Source organism: Dyella caseinilytica (assembly GCF_016865235.1).
GTDB lineage: Bacteria > Pseudomonadota > Gammaproteobacteria > Xanthomonadales > Rhodanobacteraceae > Dyella_B > Dyella_B caseinilytica.
In genome coordinates this window covers 3,159,077-3,180,696 of sequence record NZ_CP064030.1, presented here as the reverse complement: position 1 = coordinate 3,180,696, position 21,620 = coordinate 3,159,077, and the positions used below count along the sequence as shown (strand labels likewise).

Genomic DNA, 21,620 nt, shown 5'->3' with positions numbered 1-21,620 from the left:
GCATCCACCCGTGTGGTGCACATCAATGAATGCCGACACCCACGCCGACACCGAAATGGATGTCTGGATGGCCTGCACGCAATTCCGCTGCTGTCCAGCGATGGGACTGCGTCACGTTTACCAGCGGATACACGTACGTGGCTTGATCTACGCTGTCGGAACGGCTGCCGTTGAGCTGGCCGCTGATCGTGACGAGGCCGCCCGGCGGAAAGTTGAGCGCTTCGACATAACCCGTATAGATCGCGATGTACCGACCCTGCGCTTGTGCATTGGTCTGCGGGCGTTGCGATGAATCCAGCGGGTAGGCCAGCATTTCGACTTCGGTGTGATCGGGGAAGTTGCGTACGTCGATCACGCTGCCGCCCCAGATCACGTCGCCTTTTGCGAACTGTTCCGGCGAATGTGCCACTTGCATGGGAATGACGTTCACCGTACCTGGCGTGACCTGGTAGATGGGTGCTGGCGCGCAGGCGGTAAGTGCCAGCGCAACCGGAACCGCGAGCCAGCGCAATGGACGGAAAACAGAGCGAATGTTCATGGCGATACCCTTGCGGCGAACGTGGCAACGCATCGTTGCCGTCAAGGATGAGCTTAAGGCAACACGGACCAAGTATCACTGCCGCCTTAGCGGGCTCGTTTCGGCGGCGGTAACCGGGTTGCCGAAAACGGATGCGTTGCGGCGGCTGACGCACCTTCTTCCACCAGCCAATCCAATTGCCATTGGGCCGCGCGTTCTTGCGACAACAGGCGCGCCATGGCCTGCAATGGCTCGCGCAAAATCTGGTAGAGATTCCATGGCGCGTTGATGATCGCCATGCCCGAGCCGTTCAAGCGCAAGGGCGAATCGTCTGGATGCACCAGTAATTCCGCGCGTAAGACACGCTTTGCGCCGCAGTGCTGCAACCAGCGCAGGAAGGGCTGTACCTGGCTGCGCTGCTTGATGGGATACCAGATGGCGTAGATGCCGGTGGGCCAGCGTTGCAGTGCTGCCTTCAAAGTTGCTTCGATCAGGCGGTATTCCGCTTCCTGTGCTTCGTACGGTGGATCGATCAGCACCAGTCCGCGCTTTTCCTTCGGCGGAAGCAATGCCTTCAACGCTTCGTAGCCGTTGCGGTTGTGCACATGCACGCGCGCATCGTGATGGAACAACTCACGTAGCAAGGTGGCTTCTTCGGGATGCAGTTCGCACAGGTAAGCGCCATCGATGTCACGCATGGCGCGTGCCGCTTGCAAGGGCGAGCCTGGGTACAGCTTCAAACCATGTTCGTTGCCGGGCAGGGCGAGGATGGCGTCGAGCCAGTGGCGCAGCAGTGGCGGCAGCGGCTGGCTGCCTGCCTGGCCGCCTCGTTTCAGATCCGGAAACAGCAGACGCATTATGCCGTCGCGGTATTCGCCGGTCTTGCCGGCTTCCTCGCCATCCAGCGCGTAGCAGCCGCTGCCGGCGTGCGTGTCGATCAATGCAAACGGCGTTTCCTTCGCCTTCAACGCCTGGAGCAGCGCGAACAGCACGCTGTGCTTGAGGACGTCGGCGAAATTGCCGGCATGGTAGGCGTGGCGATAATTCATGGCGGTCGGCGAGCTGGGCAGATCAGTATAGACCCCAGCCCGCCGTAACGATGCCTCAGTACGCCACGGTGATGCGCCGTTTGAATGCTTCTTTCTTGTCGAGCTGGTCAAGCAGCGCCGCCGCATAGTCGGGCACGCTGATGTGGCTGACACCGTTGGCATCGACCAGCAGCTGATCGCCACCCACACGGTACTTGCCAGTGCGTGAGCCATCTTCGATCAACGCGGGAGGGCTGACGAAGGTCCAATCGACGTCGGCCTTGCTGGCACGAAACACCTCCAGGGCACGCACCATGGACTGCGCTTCTGCCTTCCAAGCCTCCGGGAAATGCGGGTCGTCGATCACGAGCACGCCCGGTGCGACTTCCAGGCTGCCCGCTCCGCCAACCCACAGCAGGCGCTTGGGCTGGGTGCCCTCGTTCAGCGTATCGAGCAGCGTACGCGCGGCGTCCGGCAGCGTGTCGCTGTTGCCGTCGCGGCGTGCGGAAATGCTGGCGATCACTGCGTTGGCATGTTTGGCATGAGCCAGCCAGGTTGTCGGCTGCTCTACCGTGCCGACCACCACGTGCAGCCTGTCGTGCTGTTGCTTCAGGCGGCTGGCGTCGCGCACCACGGCGGTGACGTCGTAACCGCGGGCAAGCGCTTCTTCGAGGATGGCGTGGCCGATATGGCCGGTGGCGCCGAACAGAACCAGTTTCATGGAAAATCTCCGTGAGGGAAGGGCGATGGCGCAAAGCATGCGCGCATTTATTGGTTCGATAAACGTACTCATACGGAATTGACTGTCAATAAAAAGTTGACAATCATCCAGGAATGAAACGCGACGTAAATCTCAATCGACTGGCCGTATTCGTGGCGTTAGTGCGCGCCGGCTCATTCACTGCTGCAGCGGCCCAGCTGGGTATGACCAAGGCCATGGTCAGCCAGCACCTGCTGCAGTTGGAACGTGAGCTTGGCGTCACCTTGCTCGTGCGCAGCACCCGGCGTATGGCGATGACCGAAGCAGGTGTGGCGTTTCATGCCGATTGCGTGCAATTGCTGGAACAGGCGCAAACGGCGATCGAGCGCATCGGGCATCAGCGCAGTAAGCCTACCGGCACGCTACGCCTGACTACTTCGACGGATTACGGCACGGCAGTGATCGCTCCGGCACTGGCTGCGTTTCAGCGTCTGCATCCATCTTTACAAGTGGATCTGGTGATCGATGACCAGATCAACGACCTGATCGCCGAGCGCTTCGATCTGGCCATCCGCATTGGCTGGCTGCGCGATTCCAGTCTGCGCGCCATGCGTCTGGGAAGTTGCCGCCAACTGGTGATGGCTGCTCCCGCCTATCTTGCCGAGCACGGTGCGCCGCGTCGGCCGGAGGATCTCGTTACGCATGGATGGATTGCCATGTCGCCATTGCCTACACCCTTGCGCTGGACGTTCACGCGCGGCAGCCAGCGCCGTGTGGTGCGTATGCGACAGGTAATGCAAGCCAATAATGCGGCAGCCATTCGTGCGCTGGTGCTTGCCGGCGCGGGCGTATCCGTGTTGCCCGATTACCTCGTGCGGGACGACATCCAAACGGGCCGTTTGCAGGTATTGCTGGCGCAGTATCGCCTGCCCGAGGGTGGCATTTACGCGGTTTATCCCGATCCGCAGCCGCCTGCGAAAGTGCGGGTATTCATCGATTTTCTGCGCGATCACATAGGCGCACTCTGATCTACCCGGCCAGTCTTCTGGGCATCATGCCGCCTGCGCAGCATGGATAAGAACATTTCTGCTGGCAGGGTAACGCTTCAGTCCAGATTGTGGCTCTCGGCCGTCCCCAGCAATTCCGGTTGGATCGGTGTCTGATCTTTCCGGTGCAGCAACGGGTGCGCAAATACCGCAGTAAGTATCACGGCCACGCCGAGGTAGAACCAGTTATCGAGCTGGCGTTGCTCGCCCAGCAACAGCACGGCGAGCACGATGGCGTAGACGGGTTCCAGGTTGGTAATCATCTGTGTCGCAAAAGCACTGACGTGGCGCAAGGCGACCAGAACCAACGTAAACGGCAGCAGTGTGCAGCCAAAGGCCAGCAGCAGTAGCAGCAGCGTGTCATGCGCACCGGGCAACGGGTAAGTGGGGCCCGTGTGGGGCAACAGCGGAGCAAGTGCGGTGAGGAAGAGGGTACCTGTGCCGAGCTCGATGCAGGTCACGGTGAGTGGATCTCCATGTTCGACCAGGCGTTTGTTGAGGGCGCCGAACAAAGCCACAAACAAGGCCGACAGTACGCCTACGGCAATACCAAGGCGCATATGTCCCGGCACGCCGCCGGCGACCATGACCACGCCCGGCACGACGGCCAACGCCACCAACACTTCGCGTACGTCAAAGCGTCGGCGCGTGAGCCACGGTTCGATGACCGTGAGAAATGCAGGCCCGAGCGCGATGCAGGTGGCGCCCACAGAAGCGTTGGCCAGCTTGATCGCCGCGTAGAAGGTAAGCCAGTGCAAGGACACCAGCACACCAATGCCCGCATAAGCCAGGCGCAAGCGCATGGTCATGGCGCGCAAGCCGCGCCATACGCGAGGCATCAGCAACAAGGCACCGGTCACCAGCAGCATGCGCCACCACACCAGCGACAGGGCAGGCAGGGTGATCAGCTTGCCGAGGATGGCGGTAAAGCCCCAGAGCAGCACGCAAAAGTGGATCTGCAGGCGGGCTTTGTCGACGGACTGCATGGGTACTGGAAGCAGTGGGAGCGGGCGGTCATTCTAGCGACAAAGCCCGTCGTCCCGCGGGTTACTTTTTGCCAGCCACCGGCAGCTTGCCGCTGCGAAGATCCGTCAATACTTGCTGGCAGGTGTTGGCATGATCGCTATGGCTGGGGGCAATCAACGCCAGCAACGCTGCCGGTGGTGCGAGTACGCCTAACGCGATGGCACCGCCGCCACGCAGCAGCAAGGGAGCGGCATGCACACCCACATCGGGATTCTTGAATGTGCCTTTCACATACAGCGGCGAGCGTAGCGAGAAGATGCGGATGCCCTTCGTATGGGGTGTGACATTCAGATTCAGCTGTTCGCTGGCGAAGTTGATGGTGCCGTCGACATTGATGATGGCATCACTGGTATCGAACACAAACAGTTTGCTGGTGAATAGTCCATTCGTACCAACCAGATCGGCGGCAGCACAATTGATCTGCACGGTCTTGTCGCCGAACAGCTTGCCGATCACTATGTTGGCGACATTGAGGCCGGCCGTTTCGAGCAAGGTCTTGCTGATCGCGCCGTCATTCATCAGCGACTTCACTTCGCCGTTGGCGTCGCCGAGCATCGCGGCGACAGAATTGCCGTGGGTATTGAAGGTGGCGTCGCCATTGATTTCACCGAAGCTGGTGCTCATCGGCTGGAAGTCGGGGAACAGTTGCTTGAGCTGAAGATGGCGTGCGTGCAGATCCGCTGCGGTGTACATGAGTTGTGTGCGGCTATCGACCCGGATGCGGCTATCTATCGTGCCGCCCGCTGCGTCAATGTGTAGCGGGTCGAGTTGCAGAAGACCGTTGTCCAGTATCGCGTGGGTGCGCAATGCACTGATCGGCACAGCGCTGGGATGTTCAATGTGGGCGGCCTCGAACGTTACATCCGCGTCCAGCGAGCGCAGGCGATCAGTGCGGAAGGGTTCGACAGGCAATACTTTGTCGGCAGGTTGCTTGGTCGCGTCGCCGCGCTGCTGCTTTTGGGCCTGACTGTCAGCGCCGATCAAAGGCGCAAGATCCACAAAGCGCAGTTGCTGTGAATGCAGGTCAGCGGTGAGTTTGAGGCGGTTGCCGCCAGTGACGACTTCCGTGTTGCCGCCCAAGTCACTGCCGCCGACGCGACCGCGGAAATCGCGATAGCTGAAACGGCTGCCATGCACATGCAGTTCGGCAGAAAGATGGCCTTCGGTGGCATAAGGCGGCGTTTCGGGCAAGGCAATGCCGATGATGGGATACAGCTTGTCCATACTGGTGCCGGCGAACCATACGCGCAGATCCAATGCGCCTACATGGACAGGATCGGTAAGTGTGCCGACCAGGGCGATCTTGCTGTCGCCGATATGCATGCGCGCCTGCACTGGGAAGGGTTGATCAGTTTGCTGCAGCGCCAGTACCGCACCGGTCTTGCCGGTGCCGTTGACCAACGTGCCTTGATAATGGCCGTTCACCGTCCACGCGAATTGATAGCTGGTGCGGCTGGCATTGACCGATGCATCCGGCTTGGTCTTGTTGGCGTCGACGGTCTTGCCGATATCGTGCCCGACGTCGGCGCGCGCATCGCTGGTGGCCTGCGTCACGATCTGGTCGTACGGGATCGCTTGTTGCAGCGGAGTGATGGTGACGTGCAGATCGAGCCGGGTCTTGGCGTCGTCCAGCGTGATCTGCCCCTTATCGAAACCGATGGCTCCCATGTCGACGCGCCAGTGCGATGGCGACGAACTCTGCGGCAGGGTGAACAACCAGTTGGCTTGGCCCTGAGCGTCGCGTTCAAGATCGATCTGCGGATCGACCAACTGCACCGATGGTACATACACGTGGTGAAGCAGCAACGGCAGTGGTGACACGCGGATCAGCAAGGCATCGAGTTGTGCAAACTGAGGCTGTTTAGTCCACGGCGGATTGTCAATGCGCACATCACGTGCGGTAAATGTTGGCCAGGGAATCCAGCTGCGCCATCCTGGCTCGGAAGGCTCACGTTGCCACGCAGCTGTCAGGTCGCCCTGAATCGCAAAGGGACGGCCAATAGCCGTACTTACCTGATCATTAATCGTGGGCTTGAGCCGATTCCAGTCGAATAGCGCAACCAGCAACACCAGCGCTATCACCAGTATCAGCAAAATGCCCGCAATCCAGGCAAGTATTTTATAGCTGCGCTTCATTGCTCCTTGCCTTTCGCTTCAGCCGGCTGTCAAACGGCCGACTCCACCTAACTACATAACGGGCGAAATATTCGTGTATTCGGGATTTATTTACTCATAAGCTATTCATCCGACACTCACATCTTTGCTCATCATGGATTAATGCTTGATATCCAGTGTACGCACCGGGATATCGATATTGCACAGATCAATCTTGCCTGCAGGCAGCGTGTAGAACGCATCGCGGCGGTTGCGCTTGGCTTCGATGATGGCGGCAAAGGTCGGGCTGTCGGTGCGCAGTACCTGGATGTTTTCACGTTCAGCGGGCGGTAGGTCGGCAGCCAGGCGCACCGAGGTGATCGGCACGCGTTGCGATGATTGCGTGTAGAAACCCAGTGCTGCGGTGCCGCGCGGCAACCCGGACAGATAGGGCATGCCCTCGATCACGCGACCGGCAATGGCCAGATTGCGATCGAGCCCGCGCGGCGCCTGACCGATCACCGCATAAAGCGAGTTACCGTTACCGCTATCGGGCGGGATATCGCGCGCCACGCCGACCATGCCGTAACAATGCGTCAACCACTCGCGTCCGGTAGCTGGATCGCGTGCGGCAGGAAAGCCTTCGCTGAAGCCTACTTGTGGCGCATAGACATCGCCGTCGGGCAATGGTGTCCACGGCAGCTTGGGATCGATGGTGCGCGTGTATTCGGGCGGAAGCTTCGCTTTAGCGCTGCCGAGTGATTTGATTTTGCTTTTGTCACCATTGTCATCGTCGTTGGGATCGCCCCACTGCGTGACGAAGTTGTCCTGCACGCGAATGATCGCTAGCCCGTCAAAGTAATGCTCGCGCACCAGTGTGCGGATATTTTCCGCATGCAGCGGCGTGAAGTCGGGCGCCAGTTCGATCACCACACGCCCTTGTGGCAATTGCATGTAGAGCAGATTGGCGGGATCAGGCGTGCGCCACTCCTCCGGCTTGGACTTTGCGATAAGGTCCTTGGCGGTGGGTGTCGGCTTCGCTGTATCAGCGGCGGCAGGTAGCGTCAGCAGGCTGATTGTTATGGCCAGCGCGGCCGAAAGGTGGCGCAGATGCATGGACTTCCCCTCGTCAACAGGACAAGTATGCAAGGTATCAGAGCCGATGCGAGCATGGCAGTGAGCGTGTCATGACTTCGTATCCCTTAGAATGCCTGCGAAGACACTGTCGCTGAGGGCGTGGATGGTCGGGGAGTTCTTGTACGCATGGCTGGCCGGCCTGCTATTGCCGTTGTCCATCGGCTGGCCCATTGCGGTATGGCTGGGGTATCGCGAAGGTCTTCGCGCCTTTGGCATGGCGGCGGCCATCGGTCTGTCGGTGCTATTGATTGTCTGCCGGGCAGTGCAAGTCTGGTTTCCCATCGGTCAGGCAACCTTTTACATGGGCGCAGGCTATGCCGTGTTGCTGGTCGCTTGCTGGTTGATTCGCGATGTTCGGCATAAGGCGAAAAGTCTTATACAGAAGCATGGTAGCGATCTTGCGCTGCTGGGCCTGGTCATGGCTGTATTGGCAGTGGCGCTCAATGCGCCCCTTTTGTTCAAGGGCGTGATTCAGTTCGAGGGCTCTCGCAACGCGGATTCATTTACTTTCGTAAATAACGCACGCTACATGCTCGGGCATGCTTTCTACGGTGCCCCTGACTTCAGTCCCGACCATCCCATATTCACCATTGCCCGCAGCTATTTCGGCGATGGAGCGATCCAGCCACGCCCCGGTGGCGAAGGTTTTCTTGCCTGGTTGAGCGGCCTGTGGGGTGCCGATCCCATGTATTTCTACAACGGCTTGCAGACGGCGGGCATCTTGTTGGGAGGTCTGTCGGTCCTGGTATTCGTGCCGATGAGTCCAGGAAAAAGTTCGTCGTTGGCATTCGCGCCGCTTGCAGCGCTTGCACTGGGTTGTCCCACGTTGCTCTTCGTGGCAATCAACTCCAATTTTGCCAATGGCATGACACTGGCTGCGGGTACGGCTTATGTCGGTTTGGGGCTTGTTGAACGTACGCGTGCAAGCTTTATAGCCGCGCTGGTCTTTCTGGGCTGCTTGATGTCGGGTTATTCAGAGCTGATGGTTTTTGTCGGCTTGATTCGATTCCTCTCGGTGGTTGGTGAGGGATTTTCCGGGTCCGGCATACGATCGTTTTTGCGTGAAACCGGCATGTTGTTGCTGGAAGTGTTGGTCGCATGCCTGTTGCTGCCCTGGGCAGCCAAAGCGACGTTCGTCGATTATGTGACCACGCTCGGCATCAGCCACGCGAATGCGTCGGATCAGGTCGGGAACATGTATGCAGGCGTGCCGCTTGCCGTCGCGGCGCTCGCCTTTCTGTGGATTGTGTGGCGCGATCTTGGACCGCGGCCAGATGGCTCGCGTACACGCGCGCTGCTTGTGAGTGTGTTGGTTGCGTTCGGACTCGCACAACTGCTGATGATGGCGCGCGGGTATTCGTATGGTGGTTTCAAGATCAGCGAGTATTTTGTTACCTCGCTGGTCGGTGTTGTCGTGGCATGCGCGGCTGTCGTTCTGGCAAAAAGGGCCTCGGATAGACCCGAACGGAAGAGCTGGCATCAGGCCGGCGGCGCAGTGCTGGCGATCTTGCTGGCGGTGGCCTGCTTCCAGGATGTCCGCATGATCAAGCGATCATGGGAGTTTGCGAATGACCGTCAGGTCATGCCCGATCTGGTCGTCATGGGGCAGTGGATGCGCACTCATGTAAAAGACGATTTGATTGCCATGGGGCCGTCGCCTTCGTCTTTCTATTACGGTCATTGGGTTCCCTATGTGACAGATATGCACATGGTCTACGACTGGCGTGGTGGCGATGCGGCCGGTTATCTCTCGCCTTACCTTAAGCTTGCTGAGACCCATCACTACGCTGACGCGACATGGATGCTTTCGATTGACGACATCGCCAATCCGCGTGTAAGACAGGCTTCGGATATCGCCGCGTTTGGCCGTGTTCATCTAAGTCGTGCAGTCCCTACGTTACCCTGAGCGAACGGAAAGATTCCGCTTGGGAGTTTGCAATGGGTAGGGTGTCCTGGCGCTTGCGCTTGTTGTGTATTGCCGCTGTCGTGGCGATGTCGATGGGCAACCCATCTTTGCATGCTGCACATGCGCTTCGCAGTCCATGGGATGGCGCAGTTGCGGTGCATGCTTCGTCGCCCGCTGACACCTGCGCCCAGCCCGCTTCGCTGCCGCAAGGCATTGCCACGTCGGATTACTACAGTGATGCGGCGCATTCCATTGTCGATCCGGCGAGGCTGCATGCGTATGAGCAGTCGGTGAAGGTTTGGCACGATGCCGCGCAATCAGTCGATCGCATGGCCGATCGCTATCGTGCAACCGGTGATGTGTCGTTGGCGGCGTGTGTGGCGACGTGGCTGGACAGTTTTGCCGGCACGGGTGCACTCACCGGCACCATGAGCTCCAACCAATCCACCTATGTGCAGGGCTGGATGCTCGGATCTTTCGCCATCGCTTGGTTGAAAACGAGAGATGCGTCGTCGATACCTGCCGCCCAACGTGAGCGCGTGGGTCGCTGGCTGGCGGATGTCGCGGTGTTGAATAGGCAGTACTACGACCGCCGCGGAGCCAAGGCAAAAGATACGGACGCGAAAAACAATCACCGCTATTGGGCGGGGGTGGCCGTGATGGCTGCTGGTATCGGCGCGGGCCGCAAAGATTTGTTTGATTGGGGCGTGGACAGTTCCCGTATCGGCATCACGCAGATCACATCGGATGGCACGCTCCCGCTGGAAATGGCCCGCCGCGCGCGAGCCTTGCATTACCACTTGTTTGCCGCCGCGCCGTTGGTGACGATGGCTGAGTTGGCTGACGCAAACGGTGTCGATCTGTATGGCGAACATGACGCTGCGCTGGCCCGCCTGGTACGCACGGCAGTGGCCGGCATCAAGCATCCATCGTTCTTCGCCGAGCGAGCAGGGATTGCGCAGGAGCCGGTCAAGCTCAACGCCGATGACCTGGCATGGGCGATTCCGTTCGAGCGACGCTTTCCGGATCCAACCTTGAAGGCGCTGCTGGACCAGTTGCCCACACGCAGCATGCTCTATCTGGGTGGGCTGCCACCTGGGTAATCCTGGCCGCGATCGGCCGATCAGATCGGTTCGTCAGGGCGCCCGTCATGGGCGCTTTTTTTGCGCGGATGAAAAGTTTGTGATCTATCGCAAATTCGTACGAAAAATGTAATATTTTGCGTATATCTTACGTGAGCCTTACGCCAACGGCGGCGTGAAACCCAAGCTGCATTACACAAAATCGCTTGTAAAACAGCGATTTGGGGTCGGCTTGGCTCTCGAATCTGTGGAAGGCCAGATAAGCGAGCAAATAACGATTTATTTACGAATTGCAGGGGCTACAAACTGATGAAACAAACCCATCTTTCCCTGGCGATCACGCTGGCCTGTTGCATGGCTTCAGGTGCGGTGCTGGCCCAGACCTCCCAACCCACAGGCGATGCGAAGCCCGCCGAGCAGACGAACCAGCGCGTTGATGCGTCGAGCACGTCCAACACCACCACGGCCAACGACACGCGCCGTGTGCAAAGCCTCAGCTCCGTACAGGTGACTGCGCAATCGCTCTCGCTGGGTGGTGGTCTGATGTCGGTGCAGAGCGCGCCGAAAGCCGTATCCACCATTACGCGCGAAGCGATCGAGCAGGCTGCGCCGGGCAGCAACTTCACTCAGATGATCGATACCATTCCCGGTGTCAACGCTGCCACTGACGATCCTACCGGCCTGGCCAACGGCCACTACAGCATGCGTGGTTACGATTCGTCAGATATCGGCATGACCGTAAACGGCGCGCCGATCACCGACACCGGCAGCTATTCGGTATACGCCACGGAATACGGCGATTCGGAAAACATGGGTGACATCACGGTGCTGCAGGGCATTCCCGATGTGGATATGCCTGACTCCGGCGCGAGTGGCGGCCATATCGGCTGGGCGACGATCAACCCGTCGCATACCGCCGGCGTGGATGTGACGCAGACTTTTGGCAGCCGCGATTATCGCCGCAGCTTCGTGCGCCTCAACACCGGTGATACCGGTCCGGTGCGTTCCTGGGTGTCGTTCTCCAACAACAGCGCGGACAAATGGCGCGGCAGCGGCGACATGAAAGTCACCAAAGTCGACGGCAAGTCGTTGTGGACCATCAATGACAACAACTCCATCAGCGCCTCGCTGCAATACAGCCGCCTGCACAACTACAGCTACGAAACGGTGTCGCGCCAGCAGGTGCAGCAGAACGGTTACTACACCGACTACAACACCACCTGGATTCCCACCAGCGGCCTGACCGGTAACGCGCTGAAGAACGCGATCAGCAACAACACTTACTACTACGGCTTGCGCACCAATCCGTTCAGAAGCTACATGTTCAGTCTGGATGGTGAGTTCACGCTCAGCGACAACCTGCACCTGTCAGTGATTCCGTACTACTGGTACGGCGATGGCGGTGGCGGCGGTGCGGGCACGGTGACGGAAAGCACTTCTACCCAGAATCGCTACGGCTATACCAATCAGGACATCACCGGCGACGGCAAGGTCGTCAACAACGCGCAGGGCGTGGTGTATTCCTATTCCGCCGCGACCACTTACCGGCCAGGCGTGGTCTTCACCTTCAACCAGGATTTCGGTCTCGACAACAGCCTGGAATACGGCGTGTGGTACGAGCGTTCGCGCAAGACCCAATCCAGCTCCTATCTGAAGGTCGACGGCCAGACCGGCACACCGGCTGACTACTGGGCGGGTTCCGATTTCGTGCTGTATCCCAGCGGTAATCCCATGCAGTATTACCGGGAATACACCAATACCGAGATCAAGAAAGGCTTCGTCACCGACAACTGGACGCCCAACGATCAGTGGACCTTCACGGCCGGCTTGAGCTACCTGTGGGCGAATCGTTCCGGCTTCGTGTTTGATTATCCGGGCTCTACCTCCGGCTCGATCACCAAGCAGCAGACCTCTACCGTCATCGATAACAACTGGCACAAGTTCCTGCCCGCCGCCGGCATCAAGTTCCAGCTGGATGAAAAGAATCAGTTCTTCATCGGCACCGGCAAGACCTTCCGCGTGCCCAGCAACACCGTGGCTTTGCTCAATGCACTGGCCGGGCAGGATATGAAGGCACCGGAAACGTCCTGGAATACGGACCTGGGCTATCGCTATTTTGGCGACACCATTTCGGCCAGCGCTGATCTCTATAACAGCAACTACAACAACAAGCAGGAAAGCGCGTACGACGAAGCCAATGGCCAGACGTATTACAACGCCGTCCAACGCATGCACATGCGCGGCTTCAACAGCGAAGCGAGCTATAAGTTCGCACCGAACTGGACGGCGTATGCGTCCTACACCTATACGCAGTCCAAGATCGTGGGTCCTATTGATGCAGGCGGCAATGGCATCTATCCCACCGATGGCAAGATGATGCCCGATACGCCCAAGAACATGGGTAACCTCAGCATCAGCTACAAGGACCAGAACTTCTGGGCCACGCTGCGCGCCCGTGTCACCGGCTCGCTGTACAGCGACTACATGAACACCGACAGCGTCGGCGGCTTCACCACCTTCAGCTTCAACGCGGGCTATAACTTCGGTGATTTTGGCTGGCTGAAGAAAACGTACCTGAAGCTCAACGTCAGCAATCTCACTGACAAGCACGCCTACACCTACGTCAGCTCCGCGCCGCTGCTTGCCCAGGCGGGATCGAAGCAATATGCGGGCCTGTACTACGGCACGGCTTATTACGGCTTGCTGGCGCCGCGCACCTACATGATCACCTTCGGAGCTTCCATCTTCTGATCCCGAGTTTCGTTTTGCTGCGCCGGCGCTTTGGAAGGGGCGCCGGTTTTTTTCGTGCAGCAAATGCAGCAAGTCTCGATAGTTGAATCAGTTCGGCCACGCTGATCCGCGGATAACGCTGCAGAAATTACCGGGTTTGAAGCCGGCCTGCTTATCGGCAATCACATCGCCTTTCACATTGCCGAACGTCGTATCCGGTTTATGCCGGATGCCGTCGTAGAACGACTGGATAATGCCTTCCTTGAAATGCTCCCCGCGTGGGTGGGCATGTACGACGGCCTCGCGCTCCTGTGTGCTGTACTGTTTGTAGGTAAGACCCAGCACATCCATTTCCACCCCGGCCGTCACCAGCGCAACCACCGGATGCATGTGCTCGGGAACGCCAGGCGTGGTGTGCAGCGCAATGGCCGTCCAAACCGTGTCGATGTCGCTCTGATGGATGCCATGGCGACGCAGAAAGTCGCGCGCCGCATTGGCGCCATCCACCTCGAAGCGTTCATTTGCGCTGCTGTACTCCGGCGTCAGGCCCATGTCGTGAAACATGGCTCCGGCATAAAGCAGCTCCGGATCGAAGCGCAGTCCACGATGCTTGCCGGCCAGGGCGCCGAAATAATAGACGCGGCTGGAATGATGGAATAGGAGCGGTGATTCGGTATCGCGCACCAGATCGGTGATTTCGCGAGCGATCTGGCTGTCAGGGATGGTAATCCCATCGATATTCAGTGCCATGGGTGTCTCCAATGTCCGGGGTCGTGGTTATTGTTGGACGGGGAGGGCATGGCATCAAATGGCGTAGTGCGTTATATACTGCCATTATCCGCGTTAAGCGGACACCGAGGACATGAACGGATATGGCCAAGACCATCGCCATTCTGGCTTTGCCGGGCGTGCAGCTGCTGGACGTGTCAGGGCCGCTGGATGTGTTTGCGCAAGCCAATATCGAAGCGGGCAAGACCGTCTACGCTTTGCAGGTGATCGGCTGCCAACGAGGGCCCATCGCGAGCTCTTCTGGCGTGCGTGTGTTGCCCGATCGCATCGCCGGCGAATCGGATGAGCGCGTCGATACCTTGCTCGTTGCAGGCGCACCTAACGCAGCAGAACTGCCCATTTCCAACGCAAACCTGAGCTGGCTGCGCAACACGGCAACGCGTGCCAGACGTTATGGTTCGGTCTGCACAGGTGCTTTTGTGCTGGCTGCTACCGGCCTGCTGAAAGGGAAGTGCGTCACAACGCACTGGGCGGCAGCCGATGCGCTTAGACAGGCCTATCCAGGCACCACCGTGGACGACGAAGCGCTCTATGTGCGTGACGGCAAACTAAGGACCGCCGCAGGCGTCACTGCGGGACTTGATCTTGCCTTGTCGTTGGTGGAGGAAGATCTTGGTCGCGAAATTGCCATGCGTGTGGCCGGGCAGTTGGTGATGTTCTTCAAGCGCCCTGGTGGGCAAATGCAATTCAGCCGCAAGGGCGAGACACATCCCGCAGGACGTTCGGTGTTGCAGGAGGTGCAGCGCTGGGTGGTGGCTCATCCGGAGCTTGATCACAACGTCGGCAGCTTGGCCGAGCATGCGGGGCTGAGTTCGCGTCACTTCGCGCGCTTGTTTCATGCCGAAGTCGGTACGACACCCGGTGCGTGGGTGGAGGCAGCACGTATCAGCGCCGCACGCACCATGCTGGAATCAGGGCATGGCGCCCCCAAGCTGGTGGCGGGCAAATGCGGATTTGGCAATGTCGACACATTTCGACGCGCCTTCGCCAAACACGTAGGCGTGACCCCGGCCGAATATCGCAAGCGTTATGTATCGAGTGCGTTCGATAGCGACTGATCGGGCGCAAGCGCTTGTAAATTTCGAATTTGTTAATAATAATTATTCTCATTAATGGGTGGCCAGCCTGACGCCAGCAGCCTGATTGCGTCGTCTACATCGGATCGCATCGCTTCGATCCGGCGGGCGACTGTGCTGACTCGCTACGGGGCTTACTCTTGTGAACAACGCTTTGCCGTCCGGCCGTTTTGCGTCTTTCGTTCGTGCGCGTGCTGCACGAATGTCGTGCTCCCATCGCAACCTCTCTCGCGTACGTGTGATTACGGCTGCACTTGTTGCAGCCATGGCAGCGCAGCAAGGTGTCGCTTACGACAGCACCGCGCCCCAAGGTGATGACACCACCGATACCGCCAAGAACGGTACGCACGCCAAGACACTTTCCGGTGTCACGGTCACCGCGCAAGGTACGACCGGTTATGTTGCTGATAACGACGGTGCTGCCACCAAGACCGACACCCCCATCATCGAAACCCCGCAATCAATCTCGGTGGTGACGCGTCAGCAGATGGACGACCAGCAACCGCAGAGTCTCAATGAGGCGTTGCGTTACTCACCCGGTGTCGTACCTGAAACGCAGGGCACGTCATCGAACTTCTGGAGTGGCAGCAGCCTGCAATTGCGCGGTTTCACCGCTGCGGTCTACCAGGACGGCCTGCAGGACGATGCCACCAGCAACGATCTGCTCGATCCTTATTTCTATCAAAGCGTCGAGGTTCTCAGTGGCCCCGCATCGGTGCTTTATGGGCAGGGTAGTCCTGGCGGCATCGTCAACATCACCAGCAAGATGCCGACGGCGACGCCCTTGCACGAAGTCACCTTCGGCATCGGCAACTATGATCGTTACCAGGCCGGGTTCGATTTCAGCGGGCCGCTCGATCAAAGTGGACAGCTTCTTTATCGGCTGACGGGTGTCGGCGCCACGCAGGATACGCAGACGTCGTGGATCAAACGCAAACGCCTGGCTATTGCGCCGGCGGTGACCTGGCGTCCGAATGAAAACACCAGCCTGACGCTGCTTACCAACTACACCTATAACCCCGCGATTGGGGATTATTCCTCGGTGCCTGCGTCTGGCACCGTGCTTTGGAATCCCAAGGGGAAGATTTCCTCCAGCTTCAGTCCGGGCGATCCCAACTTCAACCGGACCGAACAGCGCATCAGCATGGTCGGTTACCAGTTTCAGCATCGCTTCAACGACATCTGGGAGTTCCAACAGAACCTGCGTTACACCGATAACCGCAACCAGGACAACATGATCTGGCCGCTGGGCCTGGAGCCAGATGACGAAACGCTTGATCGCTACGCCTGGGTCCGGGATGAGCGTTCTCGTTCCTTCCTCATAGACAACCGCCTCAAGGCGCAGTTTGACCTGGGGCCCTTGCAGAATACGGTGCTGATGGGTGTGCAGTATTCCCATGTGATCGAAGACTGGGCATGGGGCGCCAACATGAATCTGCCGCCGATCAATGTCTTCAATCCGGTGTACGGCGTGCCGATTCAGGGGCCGGATCCGAGTGAGCTGTCCACGGAAAAGAACTGGGCCAAGCAAACGGGCATATACCTGCAGGACCAAATCAATCTGGGCCGTTGGCGTTTCCTGCTGGGCGTGCGTCAGGACTGGGTCGACGAAAAGCAGACCGGCAATAGTGCATCGCTGAATCTGCCTAACGAGCCCGATGACAAACTCACCTGGCGTACCGGCGTGGTGTATCTGTTCGACAACGGCTTGGCGCCGTATGCGAGCTATTCCACCTCATTCCAGCCGCAATTTGGCGATATCACCGCCAACGGTACGGCTGCGGTGCCGACGACCGGCCAGCAATACGAAGTGGGTCTCAAATATCAGCCGGTGAACAGCAACAGCTTGTTGACGCTCGCTGCGTACAACCTGACCGAACAGAACGTGCCGGAAACGGATCCGCTAAACCCCGGCTTTATTGTGCAGGTAGGCGAGATTCGTTCGCGTGGCGTGGAGTTATCCGATCGCACCAGCCTTACCGACAATTTGAACCTGATCGCCAGTTACACCTTTACCGATTCCAGCTATGTGCGATCGGATCTCACCGGTGTTGGTGTGAATGGTGTGACTGCTGCGGTACAAGGCAAGTATCAGTATGGCGTTCCACGTCAGTCTGCGTCGCTTTGGGCCGACTACACGCTGCACAGCTCGTTGCTGCATGGCCTGGGTTTCTCCGCTGGCGTGCGTTATGTGGGATCAACCTACGGCGATAACGTCAATTCGTTCAAGGTGCCGGCTTTTACCTTGCTGGATGCGGCCGTGCGTTACGACGTCGGTGCCATGGATCCGGCCTTGCATGGCCTGAAGCTGCAATTGAATATCGCCAATTTGCTGGATAAGTACTACGTGTCGGGTTGCACCAGTGACACCCAGTGTAATTTCGGTGTGCGCCGCACGATCTACGCCAGCGCCACCTACGATTGGTGAGCCCGATGATCGCCGCTCACAAGCTCAAGCGCTGGTATCTCATCCACAAGTGGACCAGCCTGATCTGCACGGCTTTCCTGCTGCTGATCTGCCTTACTGGTTTGCCGTTGGTATTCCGCGAGGAGATCAATCATTGGCTGGAACCGCATCATTACGTTGCTTTGCCCGCCGATACGCCCACTGCGAACATCGACCGCATGGTCGCGGCGGCCCGCGCCATGTATCCCGGCCAGAGCGTCGCGTCGGTGTTTATCGACGATGACGAACCGCAGGTGATGGTATGGATGGTTCCGTCATTCGAAGTCATGCGCGCCGATCCGGACGCCATACATTTCATTCGCTTCGATGCGCGCACAGCGCAGGTGCTGGAGACATCCTTGCCGGAATCGGAACAGCCCAACGACTTTATCGACATCATGCTCGCCTTGCACAAGGATCTGTTTCTCGACTTGCCTGGGGAGCTATTCCTTGGCTTGATGGCGCTTCTGTTCGTAATCGCCATCGTTTCCGGTGTGGTGCTCTACGGTCCCTTCATGAAAAAGCTGCCCTTCGGAACGGTCCGCCATGAACGTAGTGCCAGAGTGAAGTGGCTGGATCTGCACAATATGCTGGGCATTGTGGTGATGGCATGGACATTCGTGGTCGGCGCAACCGGCGTCATGAATGAGCTGTCCACACCTTTATTCGGGTTGTGGCAGCGCACCGATGTGAAAGCACTGCTGGCTTCGTACCACGGGCGATCCATGCCGGAACAAGGCGACCTGCCTTCGGTGCAGGCAGCGTTAGAGACCGCGCGGCATGCCGTGCCGGGCATGAACATCATCAGCATTGCTTATCCAGGCAATCCTTTTGGTAGTCCGTACCATTACCTGTTCTGGTCCAAGGGCGACACGTCACTCACGTCGCGTCTGCTCACACCGGTACTGGTCGATGCAAGTACCGGTCAGCTAAGCGCAGTCATCAGGATGCCGTGGTATCTGCGTTTGCTGGAAGTCTCGCGGCCGCTGCACTTCGGCGATTACGGTGGCATGCCGCTGAAAATCCTCTGGGCACTGCTGGACGTGATCACCATCGTGATATTGGGCAGCGGTCTGTATCTTTGGCTTGCGCGGCGCAAGCATCAGTCCGAGCGTCTTGCGCGTATCGTCGCGGCACATCAGCGGCAACCATGGGTGGAGCCCGTGCATGAGCCTTGATAAGCCGTCGCACTATGTCTGGCGTATCTGGGCGATACCTGCCGCGCTGGCTGTCGTGATCTCATTTGGCCTGCTATCGGCTTTGCTGGGCGATCGATTGATGTGGAAAGGGATGGCCTGGTTTTCCCTCGCCATGCCGATCATCGTCGCAGGCTGGTTGACGCTGCGACGACGTCGGGTATGACACCAATCGCGTGGACTTAGCGATTTTGGGATGTGGCGCACTGGTCGTTTGGACAGGCGAAGTCGACTTCAGCGCCGCGACCTACGATCAGCGCAATGTTTGCTCGGGAATCGACAGTTTTTCCGTCTTTTTCCAGTGTCACGGTGTAGTCGCCAGCGGGCAGTGAGCCAATCCTGTAATGACCTTTTTCGCCGACGGTTTCGTGGCGGTGCAGGCCCGATGAGCTAAGTGCCGTCACCGTTTCCCCGGCAGGGGCTTGGCCGAAGATGGTGGCCGTTGTCGATTGTGCGTGAGCAGCCGTCGGCGATAAGGAACTGGCGATGCTCAATGCCACGACGATAACCGCGCTCCCCATCGAAAGCGGCCACAGGCGTTGGCGGTGACTGGTTTTGGAACGTTCGATGCTGTTCATGGAAACTCCTGTTTCACGGTGACCATTCGGACGTTTTGTGCTGGCCATATAAACAATCACGTTGCTGACCATGCGCTCACGCCCATGCGTACTGACACGCAATGCCTGTTTTGCTTCCTTGCATAGGCTGCTTGCGATGCTGCTGTCCCTGTACGCTGGGCTAGCTGTTCCCAGTCGTGATGGACCCGGTCCCCACCGGATCATGTCGAAAAGTTGGATCGATCCCCAATCCCAATCATTTGCCATGAATGGCATCGGCGTCAAATGCCTTGGCCGCGCCCATGTGAGCAGCCATGGATAGATCGAGGTTTTGGATGCCAGCTTTCAGCCAGGCTTGCCCACCTCGAACTGCGCTGCCAATTGGCGCAACGACTTTTCGCTCCAGCTCATCTCGCCGGATTCGAGCTCTGCAATCAATCCGCTCAGCCATTTGATTTCGGCCTTCGCCAACAGTTGCTTATATTCGTCGTCCAGCATGCAAAACCGTGGCAAGCCTTTGCCTAGCCATTCCTTGCTGAAAGCAGATGAATCGGCGACCTGTTGCTTGAGGGTCTGCATGCGTTTCTGCAGCTGAACAAGCACTACCTCCGGGGGGAGCGCCATGATCGTTGCCAGCGCGGCAGGAAACTCATTGAACTCGCGTCGAGGCTCGCTCAGCATGCCTTCGAGCCAGGCGTAGAAGGTTTTCTTGCCCAGCGGGGTGATCTCGTAGACCACTCGTTCCGGCCGTCCTTCGTCCTGCTGCGTCTCGCGTACCCGAATCAGCTCGGCAGCTAGCAGCTGCGCAATCGTCTGATAGACGCTGTTTCGCTGCGCAACGTTGACCACGTTGTCCTTGCCGCGCTGCTTGATTAATTCATGCATGCGATAGGCATGAGAAGGCGCTTCCAGCACAAAGGAAAGAATCACCATCGCCAGCGGTGAACGTTGTCGGGGGCGGGTCTTCATGGGCACTCCTGAGCACGATATGGGCGCCATCTTGCGGATTTAGTCATTTTATGTCTATATATAGTCATATTATGACGATATGGCTTTGCCGGAGGTTGAAACATGGGTGCCGCGAAACATGCATTGATCATCGGTGGGGGGATTGCCGGTCCGGCAGTCGCCCTGGCGTTGCACAAGGCCGGGATTCGCTCCGCTATCTACGAGTCATATCCCGCAGCAGCAGATGGCGTGGGTGCCGGCTTGATGCTCGCGCCCAATGGTCTTGAGGCGTTGAGGATCATTGGCGTGGATACCCAATTGCGAGCGGTGAGCCAGCCGATTCATCGCATGGTGATCGCCAACAGTCGCGGGAAGGCGCTATCGATCTTCGATGGACTCGAAGGTCTGCCGGCAAGCCGCGTGATCTGGCGCTCCGATTTATACCGCGTGCTGCGCGAGACGGTCGAAGAAGCGGGTATTCCCGTCGTGTATGGAAAGCGACTGATACAAGCGAGCGAAACGGCCGATGGCGTATCAGCGCAATTTGCAGATGGCAGCCAAGCCTTCGGCGACATCCTGATCGGCGCAGATGGCATTCGTTCGACGGTGCGTGAATTGATTGATCCCTCCGCGTCTACACCGCAATATGCAGGTTTCTTGGGCTTTGGCGGTGGCACCTCGGTGGATCCCGGGCAGGTGCCAATCGACGCGATGACCTTTGTCTTCGGCAAGCACGCATTCCTCGGCTATTGGGCTGATCCCGACAAAGGCATTTGTTGGTTCGGCAGTCTTCCACACGACGTGCCGCTGACTTTGGCAGACGTGCACAAAGTGCCTGCAGCGGAATGGCTGGAACGATTGCGTAAGCTTTATCACGATGATCAACCCGCACAGAATTTCTTGCGTCATGCCGATCCTGCTGAGCTTCTGATGACAGGCGCGAGCATGATGATGCCGCCGGTGCCGCGCTGGCATAGCCAGCGCATGGTGCTGGTGGGCGATGCCGTCCATGCACCTTCATCCAGTTCGGGGCAGGGCGCTTCGCTGGCGATCGAGAGTGCCGTGCAATTGGCGCGTTGCCTACGCGATCTGCCCTCACCTGTGAAGGCATTCACCTGTTATGAGCAGTTGCGTCGCGTACGCGTCGAAAAAGTGGCTGCGAATGCTGCAAAGACCAACAGCAAAAAGGCTTCTGGGCGATTGGCCAAAGCATTCACACACATGCTGATGCCGCTTATTTTGAAGGTCTTTTTCAATCCGGCCAAGGCGTTTGGCGCCCAGCACACGTATCGTATCGATTGGGATGCGCCGGTCGATTCACCCACTCGGTGAATCCATGATT

At 58.6% G+C, this 21,620-nt stretch carries 18 protein-coding genes; 9 read left to right on the top strand and 9 right to left on the bottom strand.

Features of this window, described 5'->3' with window-relative positions:
• Positions 1–22 precede the first annotated feature (22 nt).
• The 3 genes from ISN74_RS13810 to ISN74_RS13800 form a co-directional block, all read right to left on the bottom strand.
• Positions 23–538, bottom strand: coding sequence for a Slp family lipoprotein (locus ISN74_RS13810; RefSeq protein ID WP_188799784.1), 516 nt, complete (start codon positions 536–538; stop codon positions 23–25).
• An 86-nt stretch (positions 539–624) separates the two neighbouring features.
• Positions 625–1,566: a 23S rRNA (adenine(2030)-N(6))-methyltransferase RlmJ gene (locus ISN74_RS13805; RefSeq protein WP_188799783.1), complete on the bottom strand. Its 942-nt coding sequence runs from the start codon at positions 1,564–1,566 to the stop codon at positions 625–627.
• Positions 1,567–1,621: 55 nt separating this feature from the next.
• The gene (locus ISN74_RS13800) at positions 1,622–2,266 is read right to left on the bottom strand and encodes an NAD(P)-dependent oxidoreductase (RefSeq protein WP_188799782.1); all 645 of its coding nucleotides are present in this window, start codon (positions 2,264–2,266) and stop codon (positions 1,622–1,624) included.
• 113 nt (positions 2,267–2,379) lie between these two features.
• On the opposite strand from ISN74_RS13800, the gene ISN74_RS13795 reads away from it, so the two are divergent.
• Positions 2,380–3,273 carry a LysR family transcriptional regulator gene (locus tag ISN74_RS13795; RefSeq protein WP_188799781.1) on the top strand — a complete coding sequence of 298 codons (894 nt, stop codon included), beginning with the start codon at positions 2,380–2,382 and terminating at the stop codon, positions 3,271–3,273.
• A 77-nt stretch (positions 3,274–3,350) separates the two neighbouring features.
• On the opposite strand, the gene ISN74_RS13790 is transcribed toward ISN74_RS13795, so the two are convergent.
• The 3 genes from ISN74_RS13790 to ISN74_RS13780 form a co-directional block, all read right to left on the bottom strand.
• Positions 3,351–4,277, bottom strand: a complete 927-nt coding sequence (locus tag ISN74_RS13790; protein WP_188799780.1) for a DMT family transporter — start codon at positions 4,275–4,277, stop codon at positions 3,351–3,353.
• Between the two features lie 61 nt (positions 4,278–4,338).
• Entirely contained in the window at positions 4,339–6,453 is a 2,115-nt protein-coding gene (locus ISN74_RS13785) for an AsmA family protein (RefSeq protein ID WP_188799779.1), read from the bottom strand.
• Positions 6,454–6,591: 138 nt separating this feature from the next.
• Positions 6,592–7,527 carry a peptidylprolyl isomerase gene (locus ISN74_RS13780; RefSeq protein ID WP_188799778.1) on the bottom strand — a complete coding sequence of 312 codons (936 nt, stop codon included), beginning with the start codon at positions 7,525–7,527 and terminating at the stop codon, positions 6,592–6,594.
• Positions 7,528–7,651: 124 nt separating this feature from the next.
• Here ISN74_RS13780 and ISN74_RS13775 point away from each other — a divergent pair, with 124 nt between their 5' ends.
• The 3 genes from ISN74_RS13775 (at position 7,652) to ISN74_RS13765 (ending at position 13,287) form a co-directional block, all read left to right on the top strand.
• Positions 7,652–9,454, top strand: a complete 1,803-nt coding sequence (locus ISN74_RS13775) for a hypothetical protein (protein WP_188799777.1) — start codon at positions 7,652–7,654, stop codon at positions 9,452–9,454.
• A gap of 32 nt (positions 9,455–9,486) precedes the next feature.
• Positions 9,487–10,557, top strand: a complete 1,071-nt coding sequence (locus ISN74_RS13770; RefSeq protein WP_188799776.1) for an alginate lyase family protein — start codon at positions 9,487–9,489, stop codon at positions 10,555–10,557.
• Between the two features lie 288 nt (positions 10,558–10,845).
• Entirely contained in the window at positions 10,846–13,287 is a 2,442-nt protein-coding gene (locus ISN74_RS13765) for a TonB-dependent receptor (protein ID WP_188799775.1), read from the top strand.
• 87 nt (positions 13,288–13,374) lie between these two features.
• Here the strand turns inward: ISN74_RS13765 and ISN74_RS13760 are convergent, their stop codons facing one another.
• Positions 13,375–14,016, bottom strand: a complete 642-nt coding sequence (locus ISN74_RS13760; protein WP_188799774.1) for an HD domain-containing protein — start codon at positions 14,014–14,016, stop codon at positions 13,375–13,377.
• Positions 14,017–14,138: 122 nt separating this feature from the next.
• Between ISN74_RS13760 and ISN74_RS13755 the strand changes: the two genes are divergently transcribed.
• The 4 genes from ISN74_RS13755 to ISN74_RS13740 all read left to right on the top strand — a co-directional run bounded on the left by ISN74_RS13755 (position 14,139) and on the right by ISN74_RS13740 (position 18,939).
• Complete coding sequence (locus tag ISN74_RS13755; RefSeq protein WP_188799773.1) at positions 14,139–15,113, top strand: GlxA family transcriptional regulator; 975 nt, start codon at positions 14,139–14,141, stop codon at positions 15,111–15,113.
• A 283-nt stretch (positions 15,114–15,396) separates the two neighbouring features.
• Positions 15,397–17,559 carry a TonB-dependent siderophore receptor gene (locus ISN74_RS13750; protein ID WP_188799772.1) on the top strand — a complete coding sequence of 721 codons (2,163 nt, stop codon included), beginning with the start codon at positions 15,397–15,399 and terminating at the stop codon, positions 17,557–17,559.
• 5 nt (positions 17,560–17,564) lie between these two features.
• Positions 17,565–18,755 (top strand): PepSY-associated TM helix domain-containing protein, encoded by a 1,191-nt coding sequence (locus ISN74_RS13745; protein ID WP_188799771.1) that lies wholly within the window; start codon positions 17,565–17,567, stop codon positions 18,753–18,755.
• Complete coding sequence (locus ISN74_RS13740; RefSeq protein WP_188799770.1) at positions 18,745–18,939, top strand: hypothetical protein; 195 nt, start codon at positions 18,745–18,747, stop codon at positions 18,937–18,939. The genes ISN74_RS13745 and ISN74_RS13740 overlap by 11 nt, the downstream gene beginning before the upstream one ends.
• A 16-nt stretch (positions 18,940–18,955) precedes the next feature.
• Here ISN74_RS13740 and ISN74_RS13735 read toward each other — a convergent pair whose 3' ends face one another.
• Positions 18,956–19,423 carry a carboxypeptidase-like regulatory domain-containing protein gene (locus ISN74_RS13735; RefSeq protein ID WP_239004482.1) on the bottom strand — a complete coding sequence of 156 codons (468 nt, stop codon included), beginning with the start codon at positions 19,421–19,423 and terminating at the stop codon, positions 18,956–18,958.
• 252 nt (positions 19,424–19,675) lie between these two features.
• Positions 19,676–20,299 carry a PadR family transcriptional regulator gene (locus ISN74_RS13730; RefSeq protein ID WP_203546618.1) on the bottom strand — a complete coding sequence of 208 codons (624 nt, stop codon included), beginning with the start codon at positions 20,297–20,299 and terminating at the stop codon, positions 19,676–19,678.
• A gap of 102 nt (positions 20,300–20,401) precedes the next feature.
• Between ISN74_RS13730 and ISN74_RS13725 the strand changes: the two genes are divergently transcribed.
• A complete protein-coding gene (locus ISN74_RS13725; protein WP_188799769.1) occupies positions 20,402–21,610 on the top strand; it encodes an FAD-dependent oxidoreductase in 1,209 nt (402 codons plus the stop codon).
• The last annotated feature ends 10 nt before the right edge of the window (positions 21,611–21,620 follow it).

Bases quoted from the DNA above. Each gene is read 5' to 3' on its own strand.
- ISN74_RS13810 (WP_188799784.1), bottom strand. From the start codon at position 538: ATGAACATTCGCTCTGTTTTCCGTCCATTGCGCTGGCTCGCGGTTCCG.
- ISN74_RS13805 (WP_188799783.1), bottom strand. From the start codon at position 1,566: ATGAATTATCGCCACGCCTACCATGCCGGCAATTTCGCCGACGTCCTC.
- ISN74_RS13800 (WP_188799782.1), bottom strand. From the start codon at position 2,266: ATGAAACTGGTTCTGTTCGGCGCCACCGGCCATATCGGCCACGCCATC.
- ISN74_RS13795 (WP_188799781.1), top strand. From the start codon at position 2,380: ATGAAACGCGACGTAAATCTCAATCGACTGGCCGTATTCGTGGCGTTA.
- ISN74_RS13790 (WP_188799780.1), bottom strand. From the start codon at position 4,277: ATGCAGTCCGTCGACAAAGCCCGCCTGCAGATCCACTTTTGCGTGCTG.
- ISN74_RS13785 (WP_188799779.1), bottom strand. From the start codon at position 6,453: ATGAAGCGCAGCTATAAAATACTTGCCTGGATTGCGGGCATTTTGCTG.
- ISN74_RS13780 (WP_188799778.1), bottom strand. From the start codon at position 7,527: ATGCATCTGCGCCACCTTTCGGCCGCGCTGGCCATAACAATCAGCCTG.
- ISN74_RS13775 (WP_188799777.1), top strand. From the start codon at position 7,652: ATGGTCGGGGAGTTCTTGTACGCATGGCTGGCCGGCCTGCTATTGCCG.
- ISN74_RS13770 (WP_188799776.1), top strand. From the start codon at position 9,487: ATGGGTAGGGTGTCCTGGCGCTTGCGCTTGTTGTGTATTGCCGCTGTC.
- ISN74_RS13765 (WP_188799775.1), top strand. From the start codon at position 10,846: ATGAAACAAACCCATCTTTCCCTGGCGATCACGCTGGCCTGTTGCATG.
- ISN74_RS13760 (WP_188799774.1), bottom strand. From the start codon at position 14,016: ATGGCACTGAATATCGATGGGATTACCATCCCTGACAGCCAGATCGCT.
- ISN74_RS13755 (WP_188799773.1), top strand. From the start codon at position 14,139: ATGGCCAAGACCATCGCCATTCTGGCTTTGCCGGGCGTGCAGCTGCTG.
- ISN74_RS13750 (WP_188799772.1), top strand. From the start codon at position 15,397: ATGGCAGCGCAGCAAGGTGTCGCTTACGACAGCACCGCGCCCCAAGGT.
- ISN74_RS13745 (WP_188799771.1), top strand. From the start codon at position 17,565: ATGATCGCCGCTCACAAGCTCAAGCGCTGGTATCTCATCCACAAGTGG.
- ISN74_RS13740 (WP_188799770.1), top strand. From the start codon at position 18,745: ATGAGCCTTGATAAGCCGTCGCACTATGTCTGGCGTATCTGGGCGATA.
- ISN74_RS13735 (WP_239004482.1), bottom strand. From the start codon at position 19,423: ATGGTCAGCAACGTGATTGTTTATATGGCCAGCACAAAACGTCCGAAT.
- ISN74_RS13730 (WP_203546618.1), bottom strand. From the start codon at position 20,299: ATGAAGACCCGCCCCCGACAACGTTCACCGCTGGCGATGGTGATTCTT.
- ISN74_RS13725 (WP_188799769.1), top strand. From the start codon at position 20,402: ATGGGTGCCGCGAAACATGCATTGATCATCGGTGGGGGGATTGCCGGT.